Here is a 20,502-nt window from a genome sequence, read left to right on the forward strand (position 1 = left end):
CAAATATGGTGAAAAATCATTGAAATCCCTAAAAGATAGTGATAGAATAGTAAAAATATATATTTGGAGGATAGATTTAATGTCAAATTGGGAAACAAAGTTTTTGAAGAAGGGTTACACTTTTGATGATGTGTTATTGATTCCAGCGGAATCACATGTACTGCCAAACGAGGTAGACATGAGTACCAAACTAGCGAAGAACTTGACATTGAATATTCCGATGATATCTGCTGCAATGGATACTGTAACAGATAGTAAAATGGCTATTTCAATGGCACGTCAAGGTGGACTTGGTGTTATCCACAAAAATATGAGCATTGCTGAACAGGCTGAAGAAGTGCACAAAGTAAAACGCTCAGAATCTGGTGTTATTACTGATCCATTCTTCTTGACACCTGAGCATAAGATTGAAGAAGCGGAAAACTTGATGGCGACTTACCGTATTTCGGGTGTACCCATTGTTGAAACTTTGGAAAATCGCAAGCTTGTGGGTATCTTGACTAACCGTGACCTTCGTTTTGTTTCAAACTACAATCAAGAAATCAAGAATGTAATGACTTCTGAAAACTTGATTACAGCACCTGTGGGAACTTCATTGCGTGAAGCTGAAGAAGCACTTCAAAAACACAAGATTGAAAAATTGCCATTGGTTGACGAGAGCGGTAAGCTTGCAGGTTTGATTACAATCAAAGATATTGAACGTGTGATTGAATTCCCTAACGCCGCAAAAGATAGTCAAGGTCGTCTTTTAGTAGCTGCGGCTGTTGGTGTAACCTCTGATACTTTTGATCGTGCTGAAGCTCTCTTTGCAGCTGGTGCCGATGCTATTGTCATTGACACTGCACATGGTCATTCGGCAGGTGTATTACGTAAAATCAAAGAAATTCGTGAACATTTCCCAGAACGTACATTGATTGCAGGGAATATTGCCACTGGTGAAGGTGCACGCGCACTCTTTGAAGCTGGTGTTGATGTTGTTAAAGTCGGAATTGGTCCAGGTTCAATCTGTACTACACGTGTTGTCGCAGGTGTAGGCGTGCCACAAATCACAGCTATTTATGATGCGGCAGCAGTTGCGCGTGAATACGGTAAAACAATCATCGCCGATGGAGGAATCAAATACTCTGGCGATATCGTTAAAGCTTTGGCAGCAGGAGGAGATGCAGTAATGCTTGGCTCAATGCTTGCCGGTACAGACGAATCACCAGGTGAATTCGAAATCTTCCAAGGGCGTAAATTTAAAACATACCGTGGTATGGGTTCACTTGCAGCAATGAAGAAAGGTTCAAGCGACCGTTACTTCCAAGGCTCTGTCAATGAAGCAAATAAATTGGTTCCTGAAGGTATCGAAGGTCGGGTTGCCTATAAAGGTACAGCGACCGATATCGTTTTCCAAATGGTTGGTGGCTTGAAGTCAGGTATGGGCTACACTGGAGCAGCTGATATCCTTGCTTTACATGAGTCAGCACAATTTATCGAAATGTCAGGTGCTGGTTTGAAAGAATCTCACCCACACGATGTTCAAATTACAAAAGAAGCTCCAAACTACTCCGTACAATAAGCGAAAAGGCAGAGACAATCTGCTTTTTTTATTTTATACATCTAGTTGACAAATATACAGCCTTTTGATAGAATGTTAGGAGTGCTCTTTAAGAGTAAATACGAAAATGAAATGGGGTGAAATCAATGTCAAAAACTATCGTTCGTAAAAATGAATCGCTTGACGACGCTCTCCGCCGTTTCAAACGTTCAGTAACAAAAGCTGGAACTCTTCAAGAGCTCCGCAAACGTGAACACTACGAAAAACCTTCTGTAAAAGCTAAACGTAAATCAGAAGCTGCACGTAAACGTAAAAAATTCTAATTGAAAATTTTGAACCTGCCTTTGGGCAGGTTTTTTTATTACTCTTGCCTCTATTATGCATTGAGAAAGGGTATCAAGTAAGCAACAAAGCTTATTATAAATTATCTGCTCATTTTTTCAAAAAAATTGTGATAACTTGTTAACTTTATCGTGTTAATAAGTAAGCTTAGCTAAGGAGGTCAATCATGATACAGGTTTTGGCAAAAAACCTTTTACAAAAAGCAGTAGATCAGATGGTGCACGATCTTTATTTAGTAGCATTAGAAGGAAAGTATTCTCTCTATTTTCGTACAACAACAGAAAGGAGGTTTGAAGGAGAACTCACCCTTGAGCAAGGGCAAGCACTGATTGCTCATATGAAATTTTTATCTGGTATGAATCTAGGAGAAAGTAGACGAGTACAGTTGGGGGCTTGCACTTATATCTTAGATAAAGGTGAGCAGCGCTTACGTTTATCTACTGTCGGTGATTTTCATGGTCAAGAAAGCTTGGTTATTCGACTCTTGCATCATCAACAAAACCAACTTCATTTTTGGAATTCAGAGATCTTTAATACTATTATTGGGGGAAGAGGCCTTTACCTTTTTTCAGGTCCTGTAGGTTCAGGTAAGACCAGTCTTATGTACAAATTTGCAAGGGAGCATTTTAAAAATCAACAAGTTATTTGTATAGAAGATCCTGTGGAGTTAGTAGAAAATGAATTTTTGCAACTTCAAGTCAATAAAGTAATAGGGAATGATTATGATTCCTTGATTAAGCTTTCGCTGCGACACAGACCTGATTTACTTATTGTTGGTGAAATTAGGGATAGTCAAACGGCAAAAGCTGTTCTTCGTGCAAGTTTGACTGGGTATACAGTATTCTCTACTGTTCATGCACGCTCAATATCAGGTGTAATTGCACGCTTAAAAGAACTTGGATTAAGTGATTGGGAGCTACAATCCAGTCTTCAGCGGGTGATTTATCAACGATTAATTGCAGGAAAGGGATTGCTTGTTTGTGAAAAGGAAAAGTTTGAAGAATGGAAACCAGACGAATGGAATGACCAGATTGATCAGTTGGTTGCAGATGGATTTATCTCAGCTGTTGCAGCTGCGCGCGAAAAAATTGAGTTTAGCAAAGCAGATTAAGCTCATTCAACTCATGAATAATCTTTTCAAAAGTGGCTTTCACCTCTCTGAAATTATTGATTTCCTTGAACGATCGGGTCTTGCGGAAGCATACTTTATTTCCAAAATGCGTGAAGGTTTACTTAATGGGAAAAGTTTCTCTGGTATTTTGGCGAAGCTAAATTTTTATGAGGATGTTGTGACTCAGCTCTCTTTGGCTGAGTCTCATGGGAATGTTGAGTATACTTTAGGATTGATTGAAGAAAAACTGATACGTGTTTTGAACATCCGCAAAAAGCTTGTCCAAGTTGCCACTTATCCGATTGTTCTTCTGGCATTTCTAATCTTTATTATGCTTGGATTGAAAAATTATTTACTGCCCCAACTGGAAGAAAACAAAGGATTAGCAACTTATGCCATACAGAATCTTCCGACCCTCTTTTTAGGGTGGCTCTTCAGTTTGTTCGTTTTCTTTTATCTGTGCAGATACTATTGGAAGAAAAAAACTGCTTTAGAAGCGCTGAGGCTAATGGTCAAAATACCTTTTGTTGGCCGTTTTGTCCAGCTTTATTTGACAGCTTATTTTGCAAGAGAATGGGGAAACTTAATTGCTCAAGCTGTCGATTTACGTCAGATTTGTTTTATTATGCAAGAATAAAAAAGTCGAATTTTCAAAGAATTCGGTTTTGAGCTTCTTCAAATATTAGATAGTGGTCAGAAGTTTGAAGATGCTCTTCGATTTTACCCCATATTTACCAAGGAGCTCTCATTAATTGTGGAATATGGTGAACTAAAGTCCAAGCTAGGGAAAGAGTTAATGATTTTTTCTGAAGAAAACTGGTCGCTCTTTTTTGAAAGGATGGAAAGAGCAATGCAACTTATCCAGCCTATCGTTTTCTTGCTCGTGGCGCTGTTGATTATTTTAATTTATGCGGCAATGCTACTTCCTATATATAGCAATATGGGAAACTTGATTTGAAAGAACATGGAGGAATGAATGAAAAAAAAGAGACTCAAAGCTTTTACTTTGATTGAAATGCTTGTCGTCTTACTTATTATCAGTGTGTTACTTTTATTGTTTGTCCCAAATTTGGCTAAAGAAAAGAAGAATATCCAAAATACGGGTCAAACAGCGGTTGTTAAGGTTGTCGAAGGTCAAGCCGAACTTTATCAACTTGATAAACAGGATAGTCCTAACTTAGGGAAGCTTGTCTCCGACGGTTTAATTACGCAAAAACAAGCCGATAGCTACAATGATTATTATACCAAGAACCCTAATGCAAAACGTAATGTATCGAATTAAAGCTTTGACCTTACTAGAGAGTTTACTAGTCCTTTTCCTTTGCTCTTCTGTTCTTTTTCTCTTTTCAGGTTCGGCCAAACAAAGTGTCAGGATAGCACGCGCAGAGATTTTTATTTTACAATTTGAGCGACTTTATAAGGATACCCAGCGTATGGCAGGATTAAAGGGACAGCAACAGACATTGAGTGCGAGTAATGGTACACTATACAGCCAAGAGGAAGTGCTGAAAGTTCCAGAGGAGGTTGAAATAAATGATTTTTCTATTACTTTTGATCAAAAATCAGGCAACTCGAGCCTACAAAAAATTACAATATTTCTTCCTTATCAGAAAAAAAACATCTCTTATCAATTGGAAATTGGAAGCGGGAAATATAAGAAAAAAATCACTTGAAGCATATCTTCTATTAGAGAGCTTAATTGCTATGAGTTTGCTTGTCTTTTTCGTCACGGTTATTTTAGAACAAGTTATTCAGGTTAAGAAACAAACGGAGATGGAAAATAAGGATATCGAAGCCTTAAATGTCGCTCATATGGCAATAGATACGGGGAAAAAGCATTTGAAATTAAATGGTGTGGAGATTTCGATTGAGGAAACTACTTCGCAAATGACTATCCGTGAGTCGGGAAAGGTATTGATTGTTCTTGAAAAAAATTAAAGTTACAGCCTTTACTCTCCTGGAATCACTCCTTGCTTTACTCGTGTTAGTAGGTACTTTTTCCCTTTTTCTAGATATTACTAAAATTTTTCATGAAGAAGTAAAACGAGCAACAATAGATCACACCCAAGATTGGCAACTTTTTTGCAGTCTACTGAGAAGCGAACTTGAGGGAGCAAGCTTAGATAAGGTAGAAAATAACTATCTTTATGTACGCAAACATGTTAATCTAAGATTTGGGCTTTCCTCTAAAGGCGATTTTCGGAAAACTAATGCTAATGGGCGAGGTTATCAACCCATGATCCATCATATAAAAAATGCTAAAATTAGCCAGGAGGGAGGGCAGGTAAAAATTATATTGTCTTTTGAAAAAGGAGGAGACCGCATATTTCTTTACAAGTTCTCAGAAAAAGAAAGTTAAGAGCCAGTATTTTACTCTATACACTAGTCATCTCCCTTCTTTTCAGCTTGCTTTTACAGTATTATTTGCAAGGAGCTATTAATGCTAGAAAACAACGCTTATTGCAACGGAATCAACTCCAACTGCAGTTAAGAGAAAAGATCATACAGCGTGAAAAACATGACAAATGAAAAATAGTTAACTGGTAGTTAACCGGTTGACTTTGTTTTAAATTTGTATTATACTAGCTTTATGAAAAAATATACCCTTCTATTCCTTATCCCAGTCTTGCTATTATTGACAGCTTGTCAAAAAACAGCAAGTGAGAAACCACAAATTGTGACAACATTTGAGCCAATGTATGAGTTTACGAAAGCTGTCGTTGGTGATAAAGTTGACATTATTAATATCGTTCCTGCTAATCAAGAAGCACATGATTTTGAGCCAAGTGCAAAAGACATGACTACTTTGACAAATGCAGATGCTATTATTTATAATTCAAAATACCTTGAAAAATGGGCCCCTTCTGTAAAAAATAAAGGTGTTAAAATAGAAGCAAGTACACCCGTAGAAAAAATTGGTGATGATCCGCATACATGGGTAAGCCCTAAAGCAGCCTTACTTGAAGTCCGCTATATCGCAGATGAATTATCAAAAAAATTCCCTGAATATAAGGAAGATATCACTAAAAATGCTGATGAGTATATTGGAAAGTTGAAAAAAATAGATCAAGACTTTGATCAATTGAAAAATGCTAAAAATAAAACGTTTATCACACAGCATGAAGCTTTTGGCTACCTGGGCCGTGATTATGGATTGACAACAATTGCCATTACAGGCCTTGATCCTGAAGCAGAACCTTCAAGTGCAACATTGATTAAACTGAAAAATGAGATGCAAAAAGCAAATTTAAATACTGTTTATTTTGAAGATAACTCTAGCAGTAAGCTAGCGGAGACTTTAGCCAAGGAAGCAGGAGCCAAGTTGTTGGTGATTAACCCTGTTGAGGGATTGACCGATGAACAAAAAAAATCAGGTGAAAGTTACCTGACAATTATGGAAGAAAACCTAAAATCACTGAAAGAAACAATTAAATAAGACTTAAGCTTATTTTAAGAAGCTTTCACTATAATAAAGACCTTCCTAAAAAAATCTTTTCATAAAACTCCTAAGGTCTACTTTTCGAAAGTAGGCTTTTTTTGCCTTGTTGAAAAGTCTGGCTAGATGCTTTAATTTCTATTAATTCCTCTGTGAAAGGATGAAAGAAATATATTTTTTCTGCGTGAAGCATCAAGCGCTGATTTTTTAACGCTAAATTATAGAGGGGATCACCGACGATAGGATGCCTTTCACTGGAAAGGTGAACTCGTATTTGGTGCGTACGGCCGGTATCAAGAGTACATCTTACAAGGGAGTGCCTGTGTTCTTTTTCGAGTACAGTCACATGCGTAATGGCTCTTTTTCCATTTTTACTGGTGACATATTTTTTTCGGTCGTGCCGATCTCTTCCAATATTTTTATTAAGAGTTAAGCTTTTTTCGTTAAAATAACCTTGTACAACTGCCAAATAAGAGCGATGGATTTTATTTTCCTCAAACATTTTACCCAGAATGGGCAGAATCAATTGGTTTTTGGCAAAGAGGACTGCTCCAGAGGTCTCCTTGTCCAAGCGATGAACGACATGTACGGGGCTCTTCAGGCGAGCTGTCACGTGATTTTGTAGGGCGATTTCCTCAGCAGTGTTGCCATGAGTTTTCATGCCTTCGGGTTTATTTACAATCACAAGGTGTTCATCTTCATACAGGATATCGGCAAGATGAGGGTTGCCTACGGGAACCTCCAGCTGCCTGAAATCGTCGTCATCAAAAATAAGAGTAACTTCGTCTTGGGGCTTTATGGAATCCTCCCAGTCTGCCAATGTGCCGTTAAGGAAGACATGTTTTTTGGTTCTTAAAAGGTGTCTTTGTTTGCGTGGAACGAGCCAAGTGTGCTCCAGTAAATGCGAAACACTTTGCTTTTTAATTTTTTTTGGTAAAATTAAACTAAATTTCATATAGAATATTGTAACACAAAGGCTTTTTTGTTAGAATAGGCAAAATATAGAATACAAAAGGATTTTTAAAAAATCATGTCAGAAAAAGATAAAAATTTTAGTCGTCGTGCTAAAAACAAGAAATCATCTAAAAAAATAGAAAATAATAATGAAGAAGAAAAAGAGCTGAAAGAAGCGGAAATTCCGCTTGAAGACCTTAAAGGCATAAAAAAATATTTAAGAATGATGGCGCCTTATACAGAAAAAATAAGGCAATTTTTACGTCCAGTAAAACGTTTCTGGAAAAAGTATAATTTAACTAAAATTACTATTATTGCTATTTTGGTTATGATTCTTGCTGTTGGTTCTTATTTGTTCTATTTGGCAAAAACGGCCAATGTATCCATCTTGCAAAAATCCATTGATGCGCAAACGCAAATTGTGGACAAAAATGGTGATGAAGCAGGATTACTTTATGGAAGTAAAGGAACAACAGTTAAGTTTGATGCCATAAGTGACAATATTAAAAATGCCGTAGTCGCCACCGAGGACCGTACTTTTTATAAGAACCATGGGGTTAATCTGAGTCGCTTTAGCTTAGCAGTTGTTACTTTGGGGCGTTTTGGTGGTGGATCTACCATCACGCAGCAGTTGGCCAAAAATGCCTACCTTACTCAGAAACAAACGATTGACCGTAAAGCCCGGGAATTTTTCCTCGCTTTAGAAATCAATAAACATTACAGTAAACAAGACATTCTTACAATGTATCTGAATAACGCTTATTTTGGGAATGGTGTTTGGGGGATTGAAGATGCCAGTAAAAAATACTTTGGAGTCTCAGCAAATGCAGTTACCGTAGATGAGGCCGCTACGCTTGCGGGGATGTTGAAGGGTCCAGAAATTTATAACCCACTTTACCAGGACGGAAAATATGCGACACCGCGACGAGATACGGTACTGCAGAACATGGTCAGTGCAGGATACCTCACGCAGTCAGAAGCAGACAGTTATGCATCGGTCGATCTGGCCTCTCGGGTAAAAGATACTTATGTTTCTCAGTCAGAAGCTTACAAGTATCCAAGCTATTTCAATGCTGTGATTGCGGAAGCTGAACGCAAATATGGCCTTAGCTTGCAGGACATTATGAATGACGGTTATAAGATTTATACAACTTTGGATCAAAACAAGCAGGCAGGGATGCAGGTCACTTATGACAATGCCGCACTTTTCCCACAAGCTGCAGATGGCACGCACGCACAGTCAGGTTCGGTGGCAATCAATCCGAAAACTGGTGGCGTCGAGGCTCTTGTTGGCAATGTCACATCAGAAGACCATAACAGTTTCCTTGACTTTAACTATGCCACACAATCGAAACGTTCGACAGGTTCAGTTATCAAACCGTTAATCGCCTATCTGCCCGCAGTCCAAGCAGGTTGGCCAATCGATAAAGTATTGGAAGATAAACCAACCACTTATCCAGGTAATTGGACACCGCAAAATTACAGTGGAGAGTACCTGGGTACTGTACCAATGTATCAAGCTTTAGCTAACTCCTACAATATTCCTGCTATTAATACTTATCGTGATATCACTCCAGAAAAAGGGAATGCTGTTGGGCGTGAATTTGGTTTGAATCTCAATAAAAAAGATGAAAACAACACTTTATCAACCGTTCTTGGTTCTGGTGTCGAAACAAATCCTTGGGAAATGGCTCAAGCTTTTGCAACTTTCGCGAATGAGGGTGTAATGAACAGCGCGCATTTGATTACTAAAATTGAAAATGCAGCTGGGGATACAATCGCAACAGCCAACGTGACACAAAAACGGATCATGACCAAAGAAGTAGCAGAGAAGATGAATTCCATGATGTTGGGTACATTTACCAACGGTTCAGCTTGGAATGCTGCACCGGCAAGCTATGCAATGGCAGGTAAAACAGGGACAAATAATACGACTGACCAATGGGTGGTTGGTTATACACCTGATATTGCGATTGCACTATGGATTGGTTTCCCGAATGAGACAAATGAGCAGCAACAACTAGAAGGTTCTTCTGAGGGGCAACCTTCAGTCATCTTCCGGAATATAGCCAGCTATTTGCTTCCTTATACAGATGGAACCGCCTTTACAGCTGAAAATGCCTATGCCATGCATAATATTGCACCAATAACTCCAGCTTGGACAGCTCTGCGTGATCAACAAGATGCAATTGTTTATCAAGAGCAAAGTGCACAAAACAGTTCAGGAAATATGCCACAAACAGAAGATTCTAGCAGTGATTCTTCTGAAAAAGGCAGCGGATTTGATTTCCAAAAAACAGTAGATGATGCTAAAAATGCTACCAAAGATGTTTGGGATAAAATTACTGGTTTTTTCGGTAGGTAAATTGTTCTAAAACAGCATGAAAAGTGATAAAATAAGGGTAGTGCATAGATGAGAAAAAGAGTCATGGCACGGCTCTTTTTCTTGCAAATATATGAAAAAAATTATTGAAATAAAAATATAAAAAGAGAATAATAAAAGTGAATCTTACTTTTTAGAAGGAGGACAGTTTTGGAAGCAAAAAAACGCTACGTAACAGGTTTTAATGGCTTACGTACCCTTGGGGTTCTTGCTGTCATTTTGTATCATCTTTATCCACAGAAAATCCAAGGGGGATTTTTAGGCGTTGTTCTCTTCTTTGTGTTGTCCGGCTACTTAGTCACGGATTCACTACTAAGAGAATATACTAAAACTAAAAAGATAAGACCACTTAAGTTTTGGGGGAAAAGAGCCAAGCGTATTTACCCCATGCTCTTGGCTGTTTTCTTGATTGTTTCGCCTTATTTGTTCTTCTTCCAACAAAATCAGATGAAGGGCCTCAGGTCAAACTTTCTCTCAAGTATTTTTATGGTGCAAAACTGGTGGCAAATTCAGCAGGGATCATCCTACTTTGCTGATGCTGCAGGAGAATCACCTTTTAAGCATATATATTATCTGGCGATTGAAGGACAATTCTTTATTTTCTGGCCGCTCATTATGATCTTTTTAGTGAAGGTCATTCGGAGTAAGAAGCACAGTTTCCTTCTGACAAACTTTTTAGCCATTCTCTCATTGATTCTGATGATTGCTCAGTATAAGGTGGGGCAAGATCCAACGCGTGTGTATTATGGCACAGATACCCGTATTTTTAGTCTCCTGATGGGGGCAAGTATAGCTTTCATTTGGCCAATGAACAAAATGCCTGCCAAGTTGAATAAAAAAGGACAAGCTTTTGGACGTAACCTTTTATGGGGCGTGCTTGCACTGACTTTAATCTTATATGTTTTTATGCCAGCGCAAAGTCCAGTGACTTACTATGGCGGCCTTTGGTTTGTCAGTCTCTTAACAATGTTATTAATCCTTTTGGTTGTTCATCCGGGCTTGAAAGCAAATAAAATATTTTCAAATAAACTTTTTGATTATATTGGTTCACGTTCGTATGGGATTTATCTCTGGCAATTACCAGTCTTTGCTTTAGTTGCTGCTAAAGTCGTTAATCCGACAAGTTGGTACAACGTCATTTGGCAGTTGGTCTTGATTTTTGCCTTATCTGAGTTTTCATATCGCTTTATTGAACGTCCGCTCGTTGCTTATGATTACAGCAACTTATGGCCTTGGGTGATGACAAAAGTTGAGCAAATTAAGCAGGAAAAATGGCGCGCCTTACCCGTCCGCGTAATCCTAGTGTCCGTTTTAGTGCTTGTATCACTCGTTATGATTCTTACTTCTCCAAAATCACCACATGATCAGCAAGTGTTAGAAGCTCGAATTATGGAGCAACAAAAAGCGCTTGAAGCTGCAAACTTAAAAGCTGCTAATGCCCGTGTCAGCACGCCACTAAAGACTATCGCTGAAAAATATGGTGTTGATCCAGTGGTTGCCGAAAGAGCAAGTAAGATGCAAATTTTTGCAGTTGGTGATTCTGTGATGGTTGCAGGGTCAACCACTCTACAGGAAGCCTTCCCAAGAATGACGATAAAAGCTGTTGTTGGTGAGCAAGTAGATGGTGGAGCGACCATTTTAGCAGAGAATAAAGAAGCAGTTGAAAAAGCAGATGCTGTCTTAATTGGTCTTGGAACTAATGGCACACTGACCGTTGGCAATACAAATTACGTGGAAAAAATTATGGAAGAAGTTGGTGATAAACCGGTCTTCTGGATTAATAATCAAATGCCACGCCCGTGGGAAAGCAATAACAATGAACAATTAGAAGCGATGGCTAAGAAGTATCCTAACTTGACAATCATCGATTGGCATGGCTTATCAGCAAATCAAAGTTCATGGTTCTATAGTGATGCTATCCATCCGAAGGACCAAGGGGCAATTAATTATACACGCCTTGTCTTAGAAAATATGACAAAAAAATAGAGAGATTTGTATTTTTCTCTTAGTTCTGCTAAAATAATAGCATGTTAAAAAAAGCAGGATTGGCCTGTACGGTGTGCGGTTCGAGAAACTATTCTCTTCAACTGTCCGGTACAGCAAAAGAAAAACGCATAGAAGTCAAGAAGTTTTGCTCACGTTGTGGCAAACATACTTTGCATAAGGAAACGAGATAAGTCAAATGTTTAAATTTATTGGAAGTGTTGTCAAAGAAATGAAGTTAACAACGTGGCCGACACGTAAGCAGTCTGTCATTGATTTTTTCATGGTTATTGAATATACAGTTTTCTTCCTCATCTTTTTGATGATCTTTGACTGGGTAACACAAAATGGTATCACAAGTGCTGTACAGCATCTGCTTCCATTTGTACGTAATTAGTGATATAATGAAAGAAGAGGCGAAAGCCTTTTTCTTATACAATCCGTTCAGAACATGAACTCATAAATTTGAAACTAAAAAAATAAAAAACAATAAAGAGGTACTCCAATGGACGAAAGTACATTAACAAGTTTTGACCAAGGCTGGTTTGTTATCCAAACTTATTCTGGTTACGAGAAAAAAGTAAAAGAAGATTTACTTGAACGTGCAGAACTTTATAACATGGCAGATAAAATTCTTCGTGTTGAAATTCCGACAGAAACAGTTCGCTCAGAAGTGAACGGTAAGATGAAAGATGTTGAAGAAAATCTCTTCCCAGGTTATGTTTTGGTAGAAATGAACATGACAGATGAAGCTTGGTTTATCGTTCGTAATACACCGAACGTTACAGGTTTCGTTGGGTCACACGGTAACCGTTCAAAACCAACGCCACTTTTTGAAGAAGAAATTCAAGAAATCCTTATTGGTATGGGTAAAGTTGTACGTGAAATTGATTTTGATATCTTTGTGGGTAAACGTGTACGTATCATTGATGGCGCCTTCTCAGGATTTGAAGCGCCAATCACAGAAGTCCTAGGCGACGATAAGATTAAAGTTATGGTCGATATGTTTGGTCGTGAAACACCAGTAGAGCTTGATTTACACCAAATCGAAGAAGTTGAAGGATAAAAAATAAGAGCGTATCGTTAAGGGTGCGCTCTTATTTATTAGGGATATGAAATCTACAAAAGAAATATTAAAATTTGCGCTCCCAGCCGTAGTTGAGAATTTTCTGCAGATGCTGGTGGGGATTAGTGATACCTTTTTAGTCACCCGAATTGGACTCACAGCTGTAGCAGGTGTGTCACTAGCCAATAATATTATCACCGTTTATCAGGCCGTTTTCATAGCTTTAGGGACAATTTTATCAAGCTTCCTTGCACGTGAAATGTCAAAGAAAATGGTGAACGCAGGGGTAAAGCTCACTGCATTACTGGGAGGGACTATTGGGATTCTTACGGCTCTTTTTGCACAAGCTCTCGTGCGCTTTTTTGGCGGGCGTGGGGATGTAGCGACTTTAGGTCAAGAGTACCTCCTTTTGGTTGGTGGGACAATTATTTTGCTGGCTTTAATGACCAGTTTTGGAGCCATTATCAGAGCAAATGGGGACAGCCGTACACCCATGTATGCGAGTCTCTTTGCCAATATTTTAAATATCGCTCTCTCAGCCCTTTTGATATTTGTTTTTCATATGGGAATTATGGGAGCTGCCTTAGGAGCAATCTTTTCGAGGGGCGTAGCGCTTCTGTATCTCTGGAAAAAACTCAAAGATAAGGATTTACAACCTACGAAAAACTTTTTCTCTGAAAAAATCAGTAGAGAACTGATCTTTTTAACAATTCCGGCCGCTGGTGAACGTTTGGCGATGCGTCTAGGAGATTTGGTAATCATGGTGCTGATTATTGCTCTTGGAAATCGGGTTTTTGCAGGAAATGCGATCGGCGAAAGTATTACTCAGTTTAACTATATGCCGGCATTCGGTTTAGCTACCGTAACAGTTATTTTGGTGGCTCAAGAGTTTGGACAACATAACTATGGAGCCATTCAGTCATATATTAAAAGAACCTACTGGCTAGCGACAGGGATGATGTTGAGTATTGGTTTGCTTCTTGTCTTAGTTTCTACATCATTAAGTAATCTTTTTACGACAGACACTGTCGCTATAGCTTCAAGTAACACAGTTATCCTCTTTTCTTTTTTGGCAACTTTTTTTGTCACTGGAACGACCACTTATACGGCGGCTTTTCAAGGAATAGGTAATGCAAAACTTCCTTTATATACAACAATTATCGGGATGCTTATTATACGTGTGGGTCTCGGCTATATTCTAAGTCAAACATTTACCTTGGGCTTAGAAGGCATCTGGTTTGCCGTGCTTGCAGATAATTTTTTCCGCTTTGTCTTTTTAAAATTCAATTTTGATAGGAAAGTTAGAACTTTTCTTACACACTAAAAACCTCTATTATAATAGAGGTTTTTAGTGTGTAATGTTATTTTGAAAGTTCTTTTTCTTTCAAAAGGTCACGGATTTCACGCAGAGTATCTAATTCATCGTTAGAAACAATTTCTTCTTGCTCTTCTTTCTTAGGGAAAAGCTTGTTGATGGCTTTTATGAGAATGAAGATGACAAAGGCTGTAATCAAGAAGTTTAAAACATCATTTAAGAAAGCCCCATAAGCAAAAGTTGCACCAGCAACCTTAACTGACATTTGTGTCAAAGCGCCATCTTGAACAAAAAGACCAATAAGTGGGTTGATAAGGTTATTTACCAAAGAAGTGACAATGGCCGTAAAAGCAGCACCAATGATAACCCCAACTGCCAAATCTAAGACATTACCACGTAAAATAAATTCTTTGAATTCTTTAATCATAAGTTCTCCTATATTAATTAATATGTATTTATTACTATTATATAGTATTTCTAAAGCCATGTGAATTATTCTGTCGCAAAATATTCACGTAAAGTAAGGGCTAGAAGTAAAAGAGAAGACATATGAGTGAGCTAAAAATAAATTAAATAAAAAGGTATTATGCCCTTGACAAGACAAAGTCGCTTTGGTAGAATAGATAGGTGCTGTAAAAATTACAGTATTAGCGACGAAGCGAGAGGTTGCGACACACCCGAAAGTATTGCCATACTTCAGTGTCGGTTTTCCCGCTGAGCTAGCCTATTAACAAATAGACGAAGGAGAAAAAATGGCAACTAAAAAAATCCGTATCCGCCTCAAAGCATACGAACACCGTATCCTTGACGCTGCTGCTGAAAAAATTGTAGAAACTGCAAAACGTACAAACGCAGAAGTAAGTGGTCCAATCCCACTTCCAACTGACCGTAGCGTCTACACAGTTATCCGCGCGACTCACAAATACAAAGACTCTCGCGAACAATTTGAAATGCGTACACACAAACGTTTGATCGACATCATCGAACCAACACAAAAAACTGTTGATTCATTGATGAAACTTGATCTTCCAAGTGGCGTAAACATCGAAATTAAATTATAAGAAAGGTAATTCTCATGTCAAAAGGAATCTTAGGGAAAAAAGTGGGAATGACTCAAATCTTCACAGACAACGGTGAATTAATCCCCGTAACTGTGATCGAAGCAACTCCGAACGTTGTGCTTCAAACTAAAACTGTCGATACAGACGGTTATGAAGCTGTTCAAGTTGGTTTCGATGACAAACGTGAAGTTTTGTCTAACAAACCTGCCAAAGGTCATGTAGCTAAAGCTAACACAGCTCCTAAGCGCTTCATTCGTGAATTCAAAGGAATCGAAGGCTTAGAAGTTGGATCAGAAATTAAAGTTGATACTTTCGAAGCTGGAGATGTCGTTGATGTTACCGGTACTTCTAAAGGTAAAGGTTTCCAAGGACCAATCAAACGTTGGGGTCAATCACGCGGGCCAATGGCTCACGGTTCACGTTACCACCGTCGTCCTGGTTCAATGGGTCCTGTTGCGGCTAACAAAGTTCCTAAAGGTAAACGCCTTGCGGGACGTATGGGTAACAAAAAAGTTACTGTACAAAACCTTGTTATCGCACAAGTACTTCCAGAACAAAACGTTATCCTTGTAAAAGGTAACGTACCTGGATCTAAAAAATCATTGATCGTTATTAAATCAGCGATCAAATCTAAATAATAAGGAAAGGAGATAGATTATAATGGCAAAAGTATCATTATTTAAACAAGACGGCACACAAGCTGGTGAAGTAACACTTAACGATGCAGTGTTTGGTATCGAACCAAACGAAACTGTAGTATTTGATGTCGTTCTTTCACAACGTGCTAGCCTCCGTCAAGGTACACACGCTCATAAAAACCGTTCACTCGTATCTGGTGGCGGTAAAAAACCATGGCGTCAAAAAGGAACTGGACGTGCCCGTCAAGGTTCAATCCGCTCACCACAATTCCGTGGTGGTGGTACTGTCTTCGGTCCTAACCCACGTAGCTATGCTTACAAACTTCCACAAAAAGTACGTCAGTTGGCTCTTAAATCAGCTTACTCACAAAAAGTTATCGACAACACACTCTTGGCTGTTGACGAGTTGAACTTCTCAGCACCAAAAACTAGCGAATTCGCTAAAGTTCTTGAAGCTCTTTCAATCGAACGTAAAGTGCTTGTTGTTCTTCCTAACGAAGGTAACGAATTCGCAGAACTCTCTGCTCGTAACCTTAAAAACGTGAAAGTATCAACTGCTAGCTCAGTAAGCGTACTTGATCTTGTAAACACTGACAAAGTTCTTGCTACTCAAGCAGCTCTGTCTCAAATTGAGGAGGTTCTTGCATAATGTCTCTTTATGACGTAATCCGTAAACCAATTATTACAGAAGCTTCTATGCAAGCAATGGATCAAAAGAAATACACTTTTGAAGTAGATGCTCGCGCACACAAACTCCTTATCAAACAAGCTGTTGAAGCAGCATTTGAAGGTGTTCAAGTTGCATCTGTAAACACAATCAGCGTTAAGCCTAAAGCTAAACGTGTTGGTCGTTACACAGGTTTCAAACCTGGCTACAAAAAAGCAATTATCACTTTGACTGAAGGTTCAAAATCTATTGATATCTTCGGCGAAGACGCAGAATAATAGAGGAGGAAAATCGTGGGAATTAAAGTTTACAAACCTACCACAAACGGTCGTCGTAACATGACTGGTAGCGATTTTGCAGAAATCACTACAAGTACTCCTGAAAAGAGCTTGCTTGTAAGTCTTAGCAAAAACGCTGGTCGTAACAACCTTGGCCGCATTACAGTACGTCACCACGGTGGCGGACACAAACGTAAATACCGTTTGATCGACTTCAAACGTACAACTGATAACGTAAAAGCTAAAGTTGCTACAATCGAATACGATCCAAACCGTTCAGCTAATATTGCCCTTATCGTATACGAAAATGGTATCAAATCATACATTCTTGCACCTAAAGGTCTTGAAGTTGGTATGACAGTTGTATCTGGTCCTGAATCAGATATCAAAGTTGGTAACGCATTGCCACTTGCTAACATTCCAGTTGGTACTTTGATCCACAACATCGAGATGAAACCTGGTAAAGGTGGACAACTCGTACGTTCAGCTGGTACATCTGCACAAGTACTTGGTACAGAAGGTAAATATACACTCGTTCGTCTTCAATCAGGCGAAATGCGTATGATTCTTTCATCTTGTCGTGCTACAGTTGGTACAGTTGGTAACGAACAACACAACTTGATCAACTATGGTAAAGCGGGTCGTACACGTTGGCGTGGTATCCGTCCAACAGTTCGTGGTTCTGTAATGAACCCGAATGATCACCCACACGGTGGTGGTGAAGGTAAACAACCTGTTGGTCGTAAATCACCAATGACTCCATGGGGCAAACCAGCTCTTGGTCTCAAAACACGTAATAAAAACGCACGTTCTAACAAACTTATTGTTAAACGTATCAACGATAAATAATTTTGCAGCATAAGGCAAGCTTTACTTTTGTTAAAAAAGTTAAGTTTGTATCTGTGCGTAAGATATTTTATTGAGATGCCTTCTCGGCGTCTTGCTAAAATTGATAAATCTTGTCAACTTTAGTAAGATGTCGAGAAGATATCTATATAAATCATCCGCCAACCTGGCCCTAGTAGCCAGCGTGGTATCAAATTTAAAGGAGAACTCAAAAACATGAGTCGTAGTCTTAAGAAGGGGCCTTTCGCTGACGAGCATTTGATGAAAAAAGTCGAAGCTCAAGAAAACGCCGAAAAGAAATCAGTGATCAAAACTTGGTCACGCCGTTCTACAATCTACCCTAACTTTGTAGGACTTACAATTGCTGTTTACGATGGTCGCAAACACGTTCCCGTTTATGTTCAAGAAGATATGGTTGGACACAAATTAGGTGAATTTGCACCAACTCGTACATACCGTGGTCACGCTGCTGACGACAAGAAAACTAGACGTTAATAGGAGGAGAACAAAATGGCAGAAATCACTTCAGCTAAAGCAACTGCAAAAACAGTTCGCGTTTCACCTCGTAAAACTCGTCTTGTTACAGACTTGATTCGTGGTAAACGTGTTGCGGATGCAATCGCAATCTTGAAATTCACACCGACTAAAGGTGCTGCAGAAGTTCTTAAAGTAATGAACTCAGCTATCGCTAATGCAGAAAATAACTTTGGTCTTGAAAAAGCTAACTTGGTAGTTAGCGAAACTTTCGTCAACGAAGGACCAACAATGAAACGTTTCCGTCCACGTGCGAAAGGTTCAGCTTCACCAATCAACAAACGTACTAGCCACATTACAGTAGTAGTGGCTGAGAAAGAATAAGGAGGTAAAATCGTGGGTCAAAAAATTCATCCAATTGGTATGCGTGTTGGCGTTATTCGCGACTGGGATGCCAAATGGTATGCTGAGAAAGAATATGCGGATTACCTTCACGAAGATTTGGCAATTCGCCAACTCGTTCAAACAAAACTTGCTGATGCTTCAGTTTCACTTATTGAAACTGAACGTGCTGTAAACAAAGTTATCGTTACTTTGCACACTGCAAAACCAGGTATGGTTATCGGTAAATCTGGTGCTAATGTTGATGCACTTCGTGCAGACCTCAACAAACTCACTGGTAAACAAGTTCACATCAACATCGTTGAGATCAAACGTCCTGACTTGGATGCTCACTTAGTTGGTGAAGGAATTGCTAAACAACTTGAAGCACGTATCGCTTTCCGTCGTGCTCAAAAACAAGCTATCCAACGTGCTATGCGTGCAGGAGCTAAAGGTATCAAAACTCAAGTATCTGGTCGTTTGAACGGTGCGGACATCGCCCGTGCAGAAGGATACTCTGAAGGTACAGTTCCACTCCACACATTGCGTGCGGATATCGACTATGCTTGGGAAGAAGCAGACACTACTTACGGTAAACTCGGCGTTAAAGTTTGGATCTACCGTGGTGAAGTTCTCCCAACTAAAAAATCTGTGAAAGGAGAAAATTAATCCATGTTAGTACCAAAACGTGTAAAACACCGTCGTGAATTCCGCGGTAAAATGCGTGGCGAAGCTAAAGGCGGTAAAGAAATCGCATTCGGTGAATTTGGTCTTCAAGCGACTACTTCTCACTGGATCACTAACCGTCAAATCGAAGCAGCCCGTATTGCTATGACTCGTTACATGAAACGTAACGGTCAAGTTTGGATTAAAATCTTCCCTCATAAATCTTACACAGCCAAAGCTATTGGTGTGCGTATGGGTTCAGGGAAAGGTGCTCCTGAAGGTTGGGTATCACCAGTTAAACGTGGTAAAATCATGTTTGAAATTGCTGGTGTAAGTGAAGAAGTAGCACGTGAAGCTTTGCGTCTTGCATCTCACAAACTTCCAGTCAAGACTAAATTTGTAAAACGAGGTGACGCAGAATGAAATTGAACGAAACAAAATCACTTCTCAAGGATCTCCGCGCTTTGTCAATCGACGAATTGGCTACACGCGAAGCTGAATTGAAAAAAGAATTGTTTGAACTTCGTTTCCAAGCTGCAGCTGGTCGTCTCGAAAACACAGCGAAACTTGACGAAGTGAAGAAAACAATTGCACGTGTTAAAACTGTGCAACGCGAATTGACTAAATAGATCGGGAGAAATACATAAATGGAACGTAATCAACGTAAAGTTTATCAAGGCCGCGTGGTTTCAGACAAAATGGATAAAACTATCACAGTTGTCGTAGAAACTAAACGTAACCACCCAGTCTATGGTAAACGCATTAACTACTCTAAAAAATACAAAGCTCATGACGAAAACAATACTGCCAAAACTGGTGATATCGTACGTATCATGGAAACTCGTCCTCTTTCAAAAGACAAACGTTTCCGCTTGATCGAAATCGTTGAAGAAGCTGTAATTATCTAAGCTAACTAGGAGGAAAAAAGCATGATTCAAACAGAAAGCCGTTTGAAAGTTGCAGATAACTCTGGTGCCAAAGAAATCTTGACTATCCGTGTACTCGGTGGTTCAAGCCGTAAATTCGCTGGTATTGGTGATGTTATCGTAGCTACAGTAAAATCAGCTGCCCCTGGTGGAGCTGTTAAAAAAGGTGAAGTTGTTAAAGCTGTTATCGTTCGTACTAAATCTGGTGCTAAACGTCCTGATGGATCTTACATCAAATTTGACGAAAATGCAGCAGTTATTATCCGTGACGATAAAACACCTAAAGGAACACGTATCTTTGGCCCAGTAGCTCGTGAACTTCGCGAAGCTGGTTACATGAAGATTGTTTCTTTGGCACCTGAGGTTCTCTAATATTTAGAGGATGTCGAAATAGCGGGAGAGTATCCCGCTATTGATGTCAAAATCACAAAAGGA

General features: G+C 39.2%; 28 protein-coding genes and 1 pseudogene. 27 read left to right on the plus strand and 2 right to left on the minus strand.

All coding sequences use genetic code 11. The annotated features are described in order from the left end of the window. Positions 1 to 79 precede the first annotated feature (79 nt). The 9 genes and pseudogenes from guaB to P3G65_RS01030 all read left to right on the plus strand — a co-directional run bounded on the left by guaB (position 80) and on the right by P3G65_RS01030 (position 6,429). Positions 80 to 1,561 carry an IMP dehydrogenase gene (guaB, locus tag P3G65_RS00990; RefSeq protein ID WP_003133714.1) on the plus strand — a complete coding sequence of 494 codons (1,482 nt, stop codon included), beginning with the start codon at positions 80 to 82 and terminating at the stop codon, positions 1,559 to 1,561. 125 nt (positions 1,562 to 1,686) lie between these two features. Further along, the gene (gene rpsU, locus P3G65_RS00995) at positions 1,687 to 1,863 is read left to right on the plus strand and encodes a 30S ribosomal protein S21 (protein WP_003134539.1); all 177 of its coding nucleotides are present in this window, start codon (positions 1,687 to 1,689) and stop codon (positions 1,861 to 1,863) included. 185 nt (positions 1,864 to 2,048) lie between these two features. Continuing rightward, positions 2,049 to 2,993: a competence type IV pilus ATPase ComGA gene (comGA, locus tag P3G65_RS01000; RefSeq protein ID WP_019291447.1), complete on the plus strand. Its 945-nt coding sequence runs from the start codon at positions 2,049 to 2,051 to the stop codon at positions 2,991 to 2,993. Then, positions 2,932 to 3,951: pseudogene (gene comGB, locus P3G65_RS01005) on the plus strand (competence type IV pilus assembly protein ComGB). The gene comGA and the pseudogene comGB overlap by 62 nt, the downstream one beginning before the upstream one ends. A gap of 18 nt (positions 3,952 to 3,969) precedes the next feature. Further along, positions 3,970 to 4,275, plus strand: a complete 306-nt coding sequence (gene comGC / locus P3G65_RS01010) for a competence type IV pilus major pilin ComGC (RefSeq protein WP_029345656.1) — start codon at positions 3,970 to 3,972, stop codon at positions 4,273 to 4,275. Beyond that, a complete protein-coding gene (comGD, locus tag P3G65_RS01015) occupies positions 4,250 to 4,666 on the plus strand; it encodes a competence type IV pilus minor pilin ComGD (RefSeq protein WP_019291446.1) in 417 nt (138 codons plus the stop codon). The genes comGC and comGD overlap by 26 nt, the downstream gene beginning before the upstream one ends. Next, entirely contained in the window at positions 4,632 to 4,931 is a 300-nt protein-coding gene (comGE, locus tag P3G65_RS01020; RefSeq protein ID WP_019291445.1) for a competence type IV pilus minor pilin ComGE, read from the plus strand. Before comGD ends, comGE begins: the two co-directional genes overlap by 35 nt. Then, the gene (gene comGF, locus P3G65_RS01025; protein ID WP_019291444.1) at positions 4,912 to 5,352 is read left to right on the plus strand and encodes a competence type IV pilus minor pilin ComGF; all 441 of its coding nucleotides are present in this window, start codon (positions 4,912 to 4,914) and stop codon (positions 5,350 to 5,352) included. Before comGE ends, comGF begins: the two co-directional genes overlap by 20 nt. A gap of 231 nt (positions 5,353 to 5,583) precedes the next feature. Next, entirely contained in the window at positions 5,584 to 6,429 is an 846-nt protein-coding gene (locus P3G65_RS01030) for a metal ABC transporter solute-binding protein, Zn/Mn family (protein WP_284071234.1), read from the plus strand. A 70-nt stretch (positions 6,430 to 6,499) separates the two neighbouring features. Here the strand turns inward: P3G65_RS01030 and P3G65_RS01035 are convergent, their stop codons facing one another. Further along, positions 6,500 to 7,384, minus strand: a complete 885-nt coding sequence (locus tag P3G65_RS01035) for an RluA family pseudouridine synthase (protein WP_019291442.1) — start codon at positions 7,382 to 7,384, stop codon at positions 6,500 to 6,502. A 75-nt stretch (positions 7,385 to 7,459) separates the two neighbouring features. Here P3G65_RS01035 and P3G65_RS01040 point away from each other — a divergent pair, with 75 nt between their 5' ends. The 6 genes from P3G65_RS01040 (at position 7,460) to P3G65_RS01065 (ending at position 14,139) form a co-directional block, all read left to right on the plus strand. Beyond that, on the plus strand, positions 7,460 to 9,748 hold the full coding sequence (locus P3G65_RS01040; protein WP_019291441.1) for a PBP1A family penicillin-binding protein: 2,289 nt from the start codon (positions 7,460 to 7,462) through the stop codon (positions 9,746 to 9,748). 168 nt (positions 9,749 to 9,916) lie between these two features. Further along, a complete protein-coding gene (locus tag P3G65_RS01045) occupies positions 9,917 to 11,752 on the plus strand; it encodes an acyltransferase family protein (protein WP_284071235.1) in 1,836 nt (611 codons plus the stop codon). A 41-nt stretch (positions 11,753 to 11,793) separates the two neighbouring features. Continuing rightward, the gene (gene rpmG, locus P3G65_RS01050; RefSeq protein WP_003134525.1) at positions 11,794 to 11,943 is read left to right on the plus strand and encodes a 50S ribosomal protein L33; all 150 of its coding nucleotides are present in this window, start codon (positions 11,794 to 11,796) and stop codon (positions 11,941 to 11,943) included. Positions 11,944 to 11,948: 5 nt separating this feature from the next. Beyond that, positions 11,949 to 12,146, plus strand: coding sequence for a preprotein translocase subunit SecE (gene secE, locus P3G65_RS01055; RefSeq protein WP_003133731.1), 198 nt, complete (start codon positions 11,949 to 11,951; stop codon positions 12,144 to 12,146). A 108-nt stretch (positions 12,147 to 12,254) separates the two neighbouring features. Continuing rightward, positions 12,255 to 12,815 carry a transcription termination/antitermination protein NusG gene (gene nusG, locus P3G65_RS01060; protein WP_003133733.1) on the plus strand — a complete coding sequence of 187 codons (561 nt, stop codon included), beginning with the start codon at positions 12,255 to 12,257 and terminating at the stop codon, positions 12,813 to 12,815. Between the two features lie 46 nt (positions 12,816 to 12,861). Continuing rightward, complete coding sequence (locus tag P3G65_RS01065) at positions 12,862 to 14,139, plus strand: MATE family efflux transporter (RefSeq protein ID WP_019291439.1); 1,278 nt, start codon at positions 12,862 to 12,864, stop codon at positions 14,137 to 14,139. Between the two features lie 37 nt (positions 14,140 to 14,176). Here the strand turns inward: P3G65_RS01065 and mscL are convergent, their stop codons facing one another. Next, entirely contained in the window at positions 14,177 to 14,557 is a 381-nt protein-coding gene (mscL, locus tag P3G65_RS01070) for a large-conductance mechanosensitive channel protein MscL (protein WP_019291438.1), read from the minus strand. Between the two features lie 325 nt (positions 14,558 to 14,882). Between mscL and rpsJ the strand changes: the two genes are divergently transcribed. From rpsJ to rplN, 12 genes are all read left to right on the plus strand, one after another. After that, on the plus strand, positions 14,883 to 15,191 hold the full coding sequence (gene rpsJ / locus P3G65_RS01075) for a 30S ribosomal protein S10 (protein WP_003129973.1): 309 nt from the start codon (positions 14,883 to 14,885) through the stop codon (positions 15,189 to 15,191). 14 nt (positions 15,192 to 15,205) lie between these two features. Next, positions 15,206 to 15,829, plus strand: coding sequence for a 50S ribosomal protein L3 (rplC, locus tag P3G65_RS01080; protein ID WP_003133737.1), 624 nt, complete (start codon positions 15,206 to 15,208; stop codon positions 15,827 to 15,829). 22 nt (positions 15,830 to 15,851) lie between these two features. Further along, positions 15,852 to 16,478: a 50S ribosomal protein L4 gene (rplD, locus tag P3G65_RS01085; RefSeq protein ID WP_003133739.1), complete on the plus strand. Its 627-nt coding sequence runs from the start codon at positions 15,852 to 15,854 to the stop codon at positions 16,476 to 16,478. Further along, the gene (locus P3G65_RS01090; RefSeq protein ID WP_003134519.1) at positions 16,478 to 16,774 is read left to right on the plus strand and encodes a 50S ribosomal protein L23; all 297 of its coding nucleotides are present in this window, start codon (positions 16,478 to 16,480) and stop codon (positions 16,772 to 16,774) included. The genes rplD and P3G65_RS01090 overlap by 1 nt, the downstream gene beginning before the upstream one ends. Before the next feature lie 15 nt (positions 16,775 to 16,789). Next, positions 16,790 to 17,623: a 50S ribosomal protein L2 gene (gene rplB, locus P3G65_RS01095; RefSeq protein WP_017368757.1), complete on the plus strand. Its 834-nt coding sequence runs from the start codon at positions 16,790 to 16,792 to the stop codon at positions 17,621 to 17,623. Between the two features lie 213 nt (positions 17,624 to 17,836). Next, a complete protein-coding gene (rpsS, locus tag P3G65_RS01100) occupies positions 17,837 to 18,115 on the plus strand; it encodes a 30S ribosomal protein S19 (RefSeq protein WP_003133742.1) in 279 nt (92 codons plus the stop codon). A 15-nt stretch (positions 18,116 to 18,130) separates the two neighbouring features. Next, complete coding sequence (rplV, locus tag P3G65_RS01105; RefSeq protein ID WP_003133743.1) at positions 18,131 to 18,478, plus strand: 50S ribosomal protein L22; 348 nt, start codon at positions 18,131 to 18,133, stop codon at positions 18,476 to 18,478. 12 nt (positions 18,479 to 18,490) lie between these two features. Continuing rightward, positions 18,491 to 19,144: a 30S ribosomal protein S3 gene (gene rpsC, locus P3G65_RS01110; protein ID WP_003133744.1), complete on the plus strand. Its 654-nt coding sequence runs from the start codon at positions 18,491 to 18,493 to the stop codon at positions 19,142 to 19,144. A 3-nt stretch (positions 19,145 to 19,147) separates the two neighbouring features. After that, positions 19,148 to 19,564 (plus strand): 50S ribosomal protein L16, encoded by a 417-nt coding sequence (gene rplP, locus P3G65_RS01115; RefSeq protein WP_003133745.1) that lies wholly within the window; start codon positions 19,148 to 19,150, stop codon positions 19,562 to 19,564. Beyond that, entirely contained in the window at positions 19,561 to 19,770 is a 210-nt protein-coding gene (gene rpmC / locus P3G65_RS01120; protein WP_003133747.1) for a 50S ribosomal protein L29, read from the plus strand. Before rplP ends, rpmC begins: the two co-directional genes overlap by 4 nt. Positions 19,771 to 19,788: 18 nt before the next feature. Further along, positions 19,789 to 20,049 (plus strand): 30S ribosomal protein S17, encoded by a 261-nt coding sequence (rpsQ, locus tag P3G65_RS01125; protein WP_003133748.1) that lies wholly within the window; start codon positions 19,789 to 19,791, stop codon positions 20,047 to 20,049. A 21-nt stretch (positions 20,050 to 20,070) separates the two neighbouring features. Next, positions 20,071 to 20,439 (plus strand): 50S ribosomal protein L14, encoded by a 369-nt coding sequence (gene rplN, locus P3G65_RS01130; RefSeq protein WP_003133749.1) that lies wholly within the window; start codon positions 20,071 to 20,073, stop codon positions 20,437 to 20,439. Positions 20,440 to 20,502 lie beyond the last annotated feature (63 nt).

The organism is Lactococcus sp. bn62 (assembly GCF_029492705.2).
In the GTDB taxonomy this organism is placed as follows: Bacteria; Bacillota; Bacilli; order Lactobacillales; family Streptococcaceae; genus Lactococcus; species Lactococcus petauri.

Coding starts and splice junctions, on each gene's coding strand:
- comGA (WP_019291447.1), top strand. CDS start 2,049: ATGATACAGGTTTTGGCAAAAAACCTTTTACAAAAAGCAGTAGATCAG.
- nusG (WP_003133733.1), top strand. CDS start 12,255: ATGGACGAAAGTACATTAACAAGTTTTGACCAAGGCTGGTTTGTTATC.
- secE (WP_003133731.1), top strand. CDS start 11,949: ATGTTTAAATTTATTGGAAGTGTTGTCAAAGAAATGAAGTTAACAACG.
- rpmG (WP_003134525.1), top strand. CDS start 11,794: ATGTTAAAAAAAGCAGGATTGGCCTGTACGGTGTGCGGTTCGAGAAAC.
- P3G65_RS01030 (WP_284071234.1), top strand. CDS start 5,584: ATGAAAAAATATACCCTTCTATTCCTTATCCCAGTCTTGCTATTATTG.
- rplP (WP_003133745.1), top strand. CDS start 19,148: ATGTTAGTACCAAAACGTGTAAAACACCGTCGTGAATTCCGCGGTAAA.
- P3G65_RS01035 (WP_019291442.1), bottom strand. CDS start 7,384: ATGAAATTTAGTTTAATTTTACCAAAAAAAATTAAAAAGCAAAGTGTT.
- rpmC (WP_003133747.1), top strand. CDS start 19,561: ATGAAATTGAACGAAACAAAATCACTTCTCAAGGATCTCCGCGCTTTG.
- comGC (WP_029345656.1), top strand. CDS start 3,970: ATGAAAAAAAAGAGACTCAAAGCTTTTACTTTGATTGAAATGCTTGTC.
- guaB (WP_003133714.1), top strand. CDS start 80: ATGTCAAATTGGGAAACAAAGTTTTTGAAGAAGGGTTACACTTTTGAT.
- rpsQ (WP_003133748.1), top strand. CDS start 19,789: ATGGAACGTAATCAACGTAAAGTTTATCAAGGCCGCGTGGTTTCAGAC.
- P3G65_RS01065 (WP_019291439.1), top strand. CDS start 12,862: ATGAAATCTACAAAAGAAATATTAAAATTTGCGCTCCCAGCCGTAGTT.
- rpsU (WP_003134539.1), top strand. CDS start 1,687: ATGTCAAAAACTATCGTTCGTAAAAATGAATCGCTTGACGACGCTCTC.
- rpsS (WP_003133742.1), top strand. CDS start 17,837: ATGAGTCGTAGTCTTAAGAAGGGGCCTTTCGCTGACGAGCATTTGATG.
- rplV (WP_003133743.1), top strand. CDS start 18,131: ATGGCAGAAATCACTTCAGCTAAAGCAACTGCAAAAACAGTTCGCGTT.
- rplD (WP_003133739.1), top strand. CDS start 15,852: ATGGCAAAAGTATCATTATTTAAACAAGACGGCACACAAGCTGGTGAA.
- rplC (WP_003133737.1), top strand. CDS start 15,206: ATGTCAAAAGGAATCTTAGGGAAAAAAGTGGGAATGACTCAAATCTTC.
- P3G65_RS01090 (WP_003134519.1), top strand. CDS start 16,478: ATGTCTCTTTATGACGTAATCCGTAAACCAATTATTACAGAAGCTTCT.
- rpsJ (WP_003129973.1), top strand. CDS start 14,883: ATGGCAACTAAAAAAATCCGTATCCGCCTCAAAGCATACGAACACCGT.
- mscL (WP_019291438.1), bottom strand. CDS start 14,557: ATGATTAAAGAATTCAAAGAATTTATTTTACGTGGTAATGTCTTAGAT.
- rplN (WP_003133749.1), top strand. CDS start 20,071: ATGATTCAAACAGAAAGCCGTTTGAAAGTTGCAGATAACTCTGGTGCC.
- comGD (WP_019291446.1), top strand. CDS start 4,250: ATGCAAAACGTAATGTATCGAATTAAAGCTTTGACCTTACTAGAGAGT.
- P3G65_RS01040 (WP_019291441.1), top strand. CDS start 7,460: ATGTCAGAAAAAGATAAAAATTTTAGTCGTCGTGCTAAAAACAAGAAA.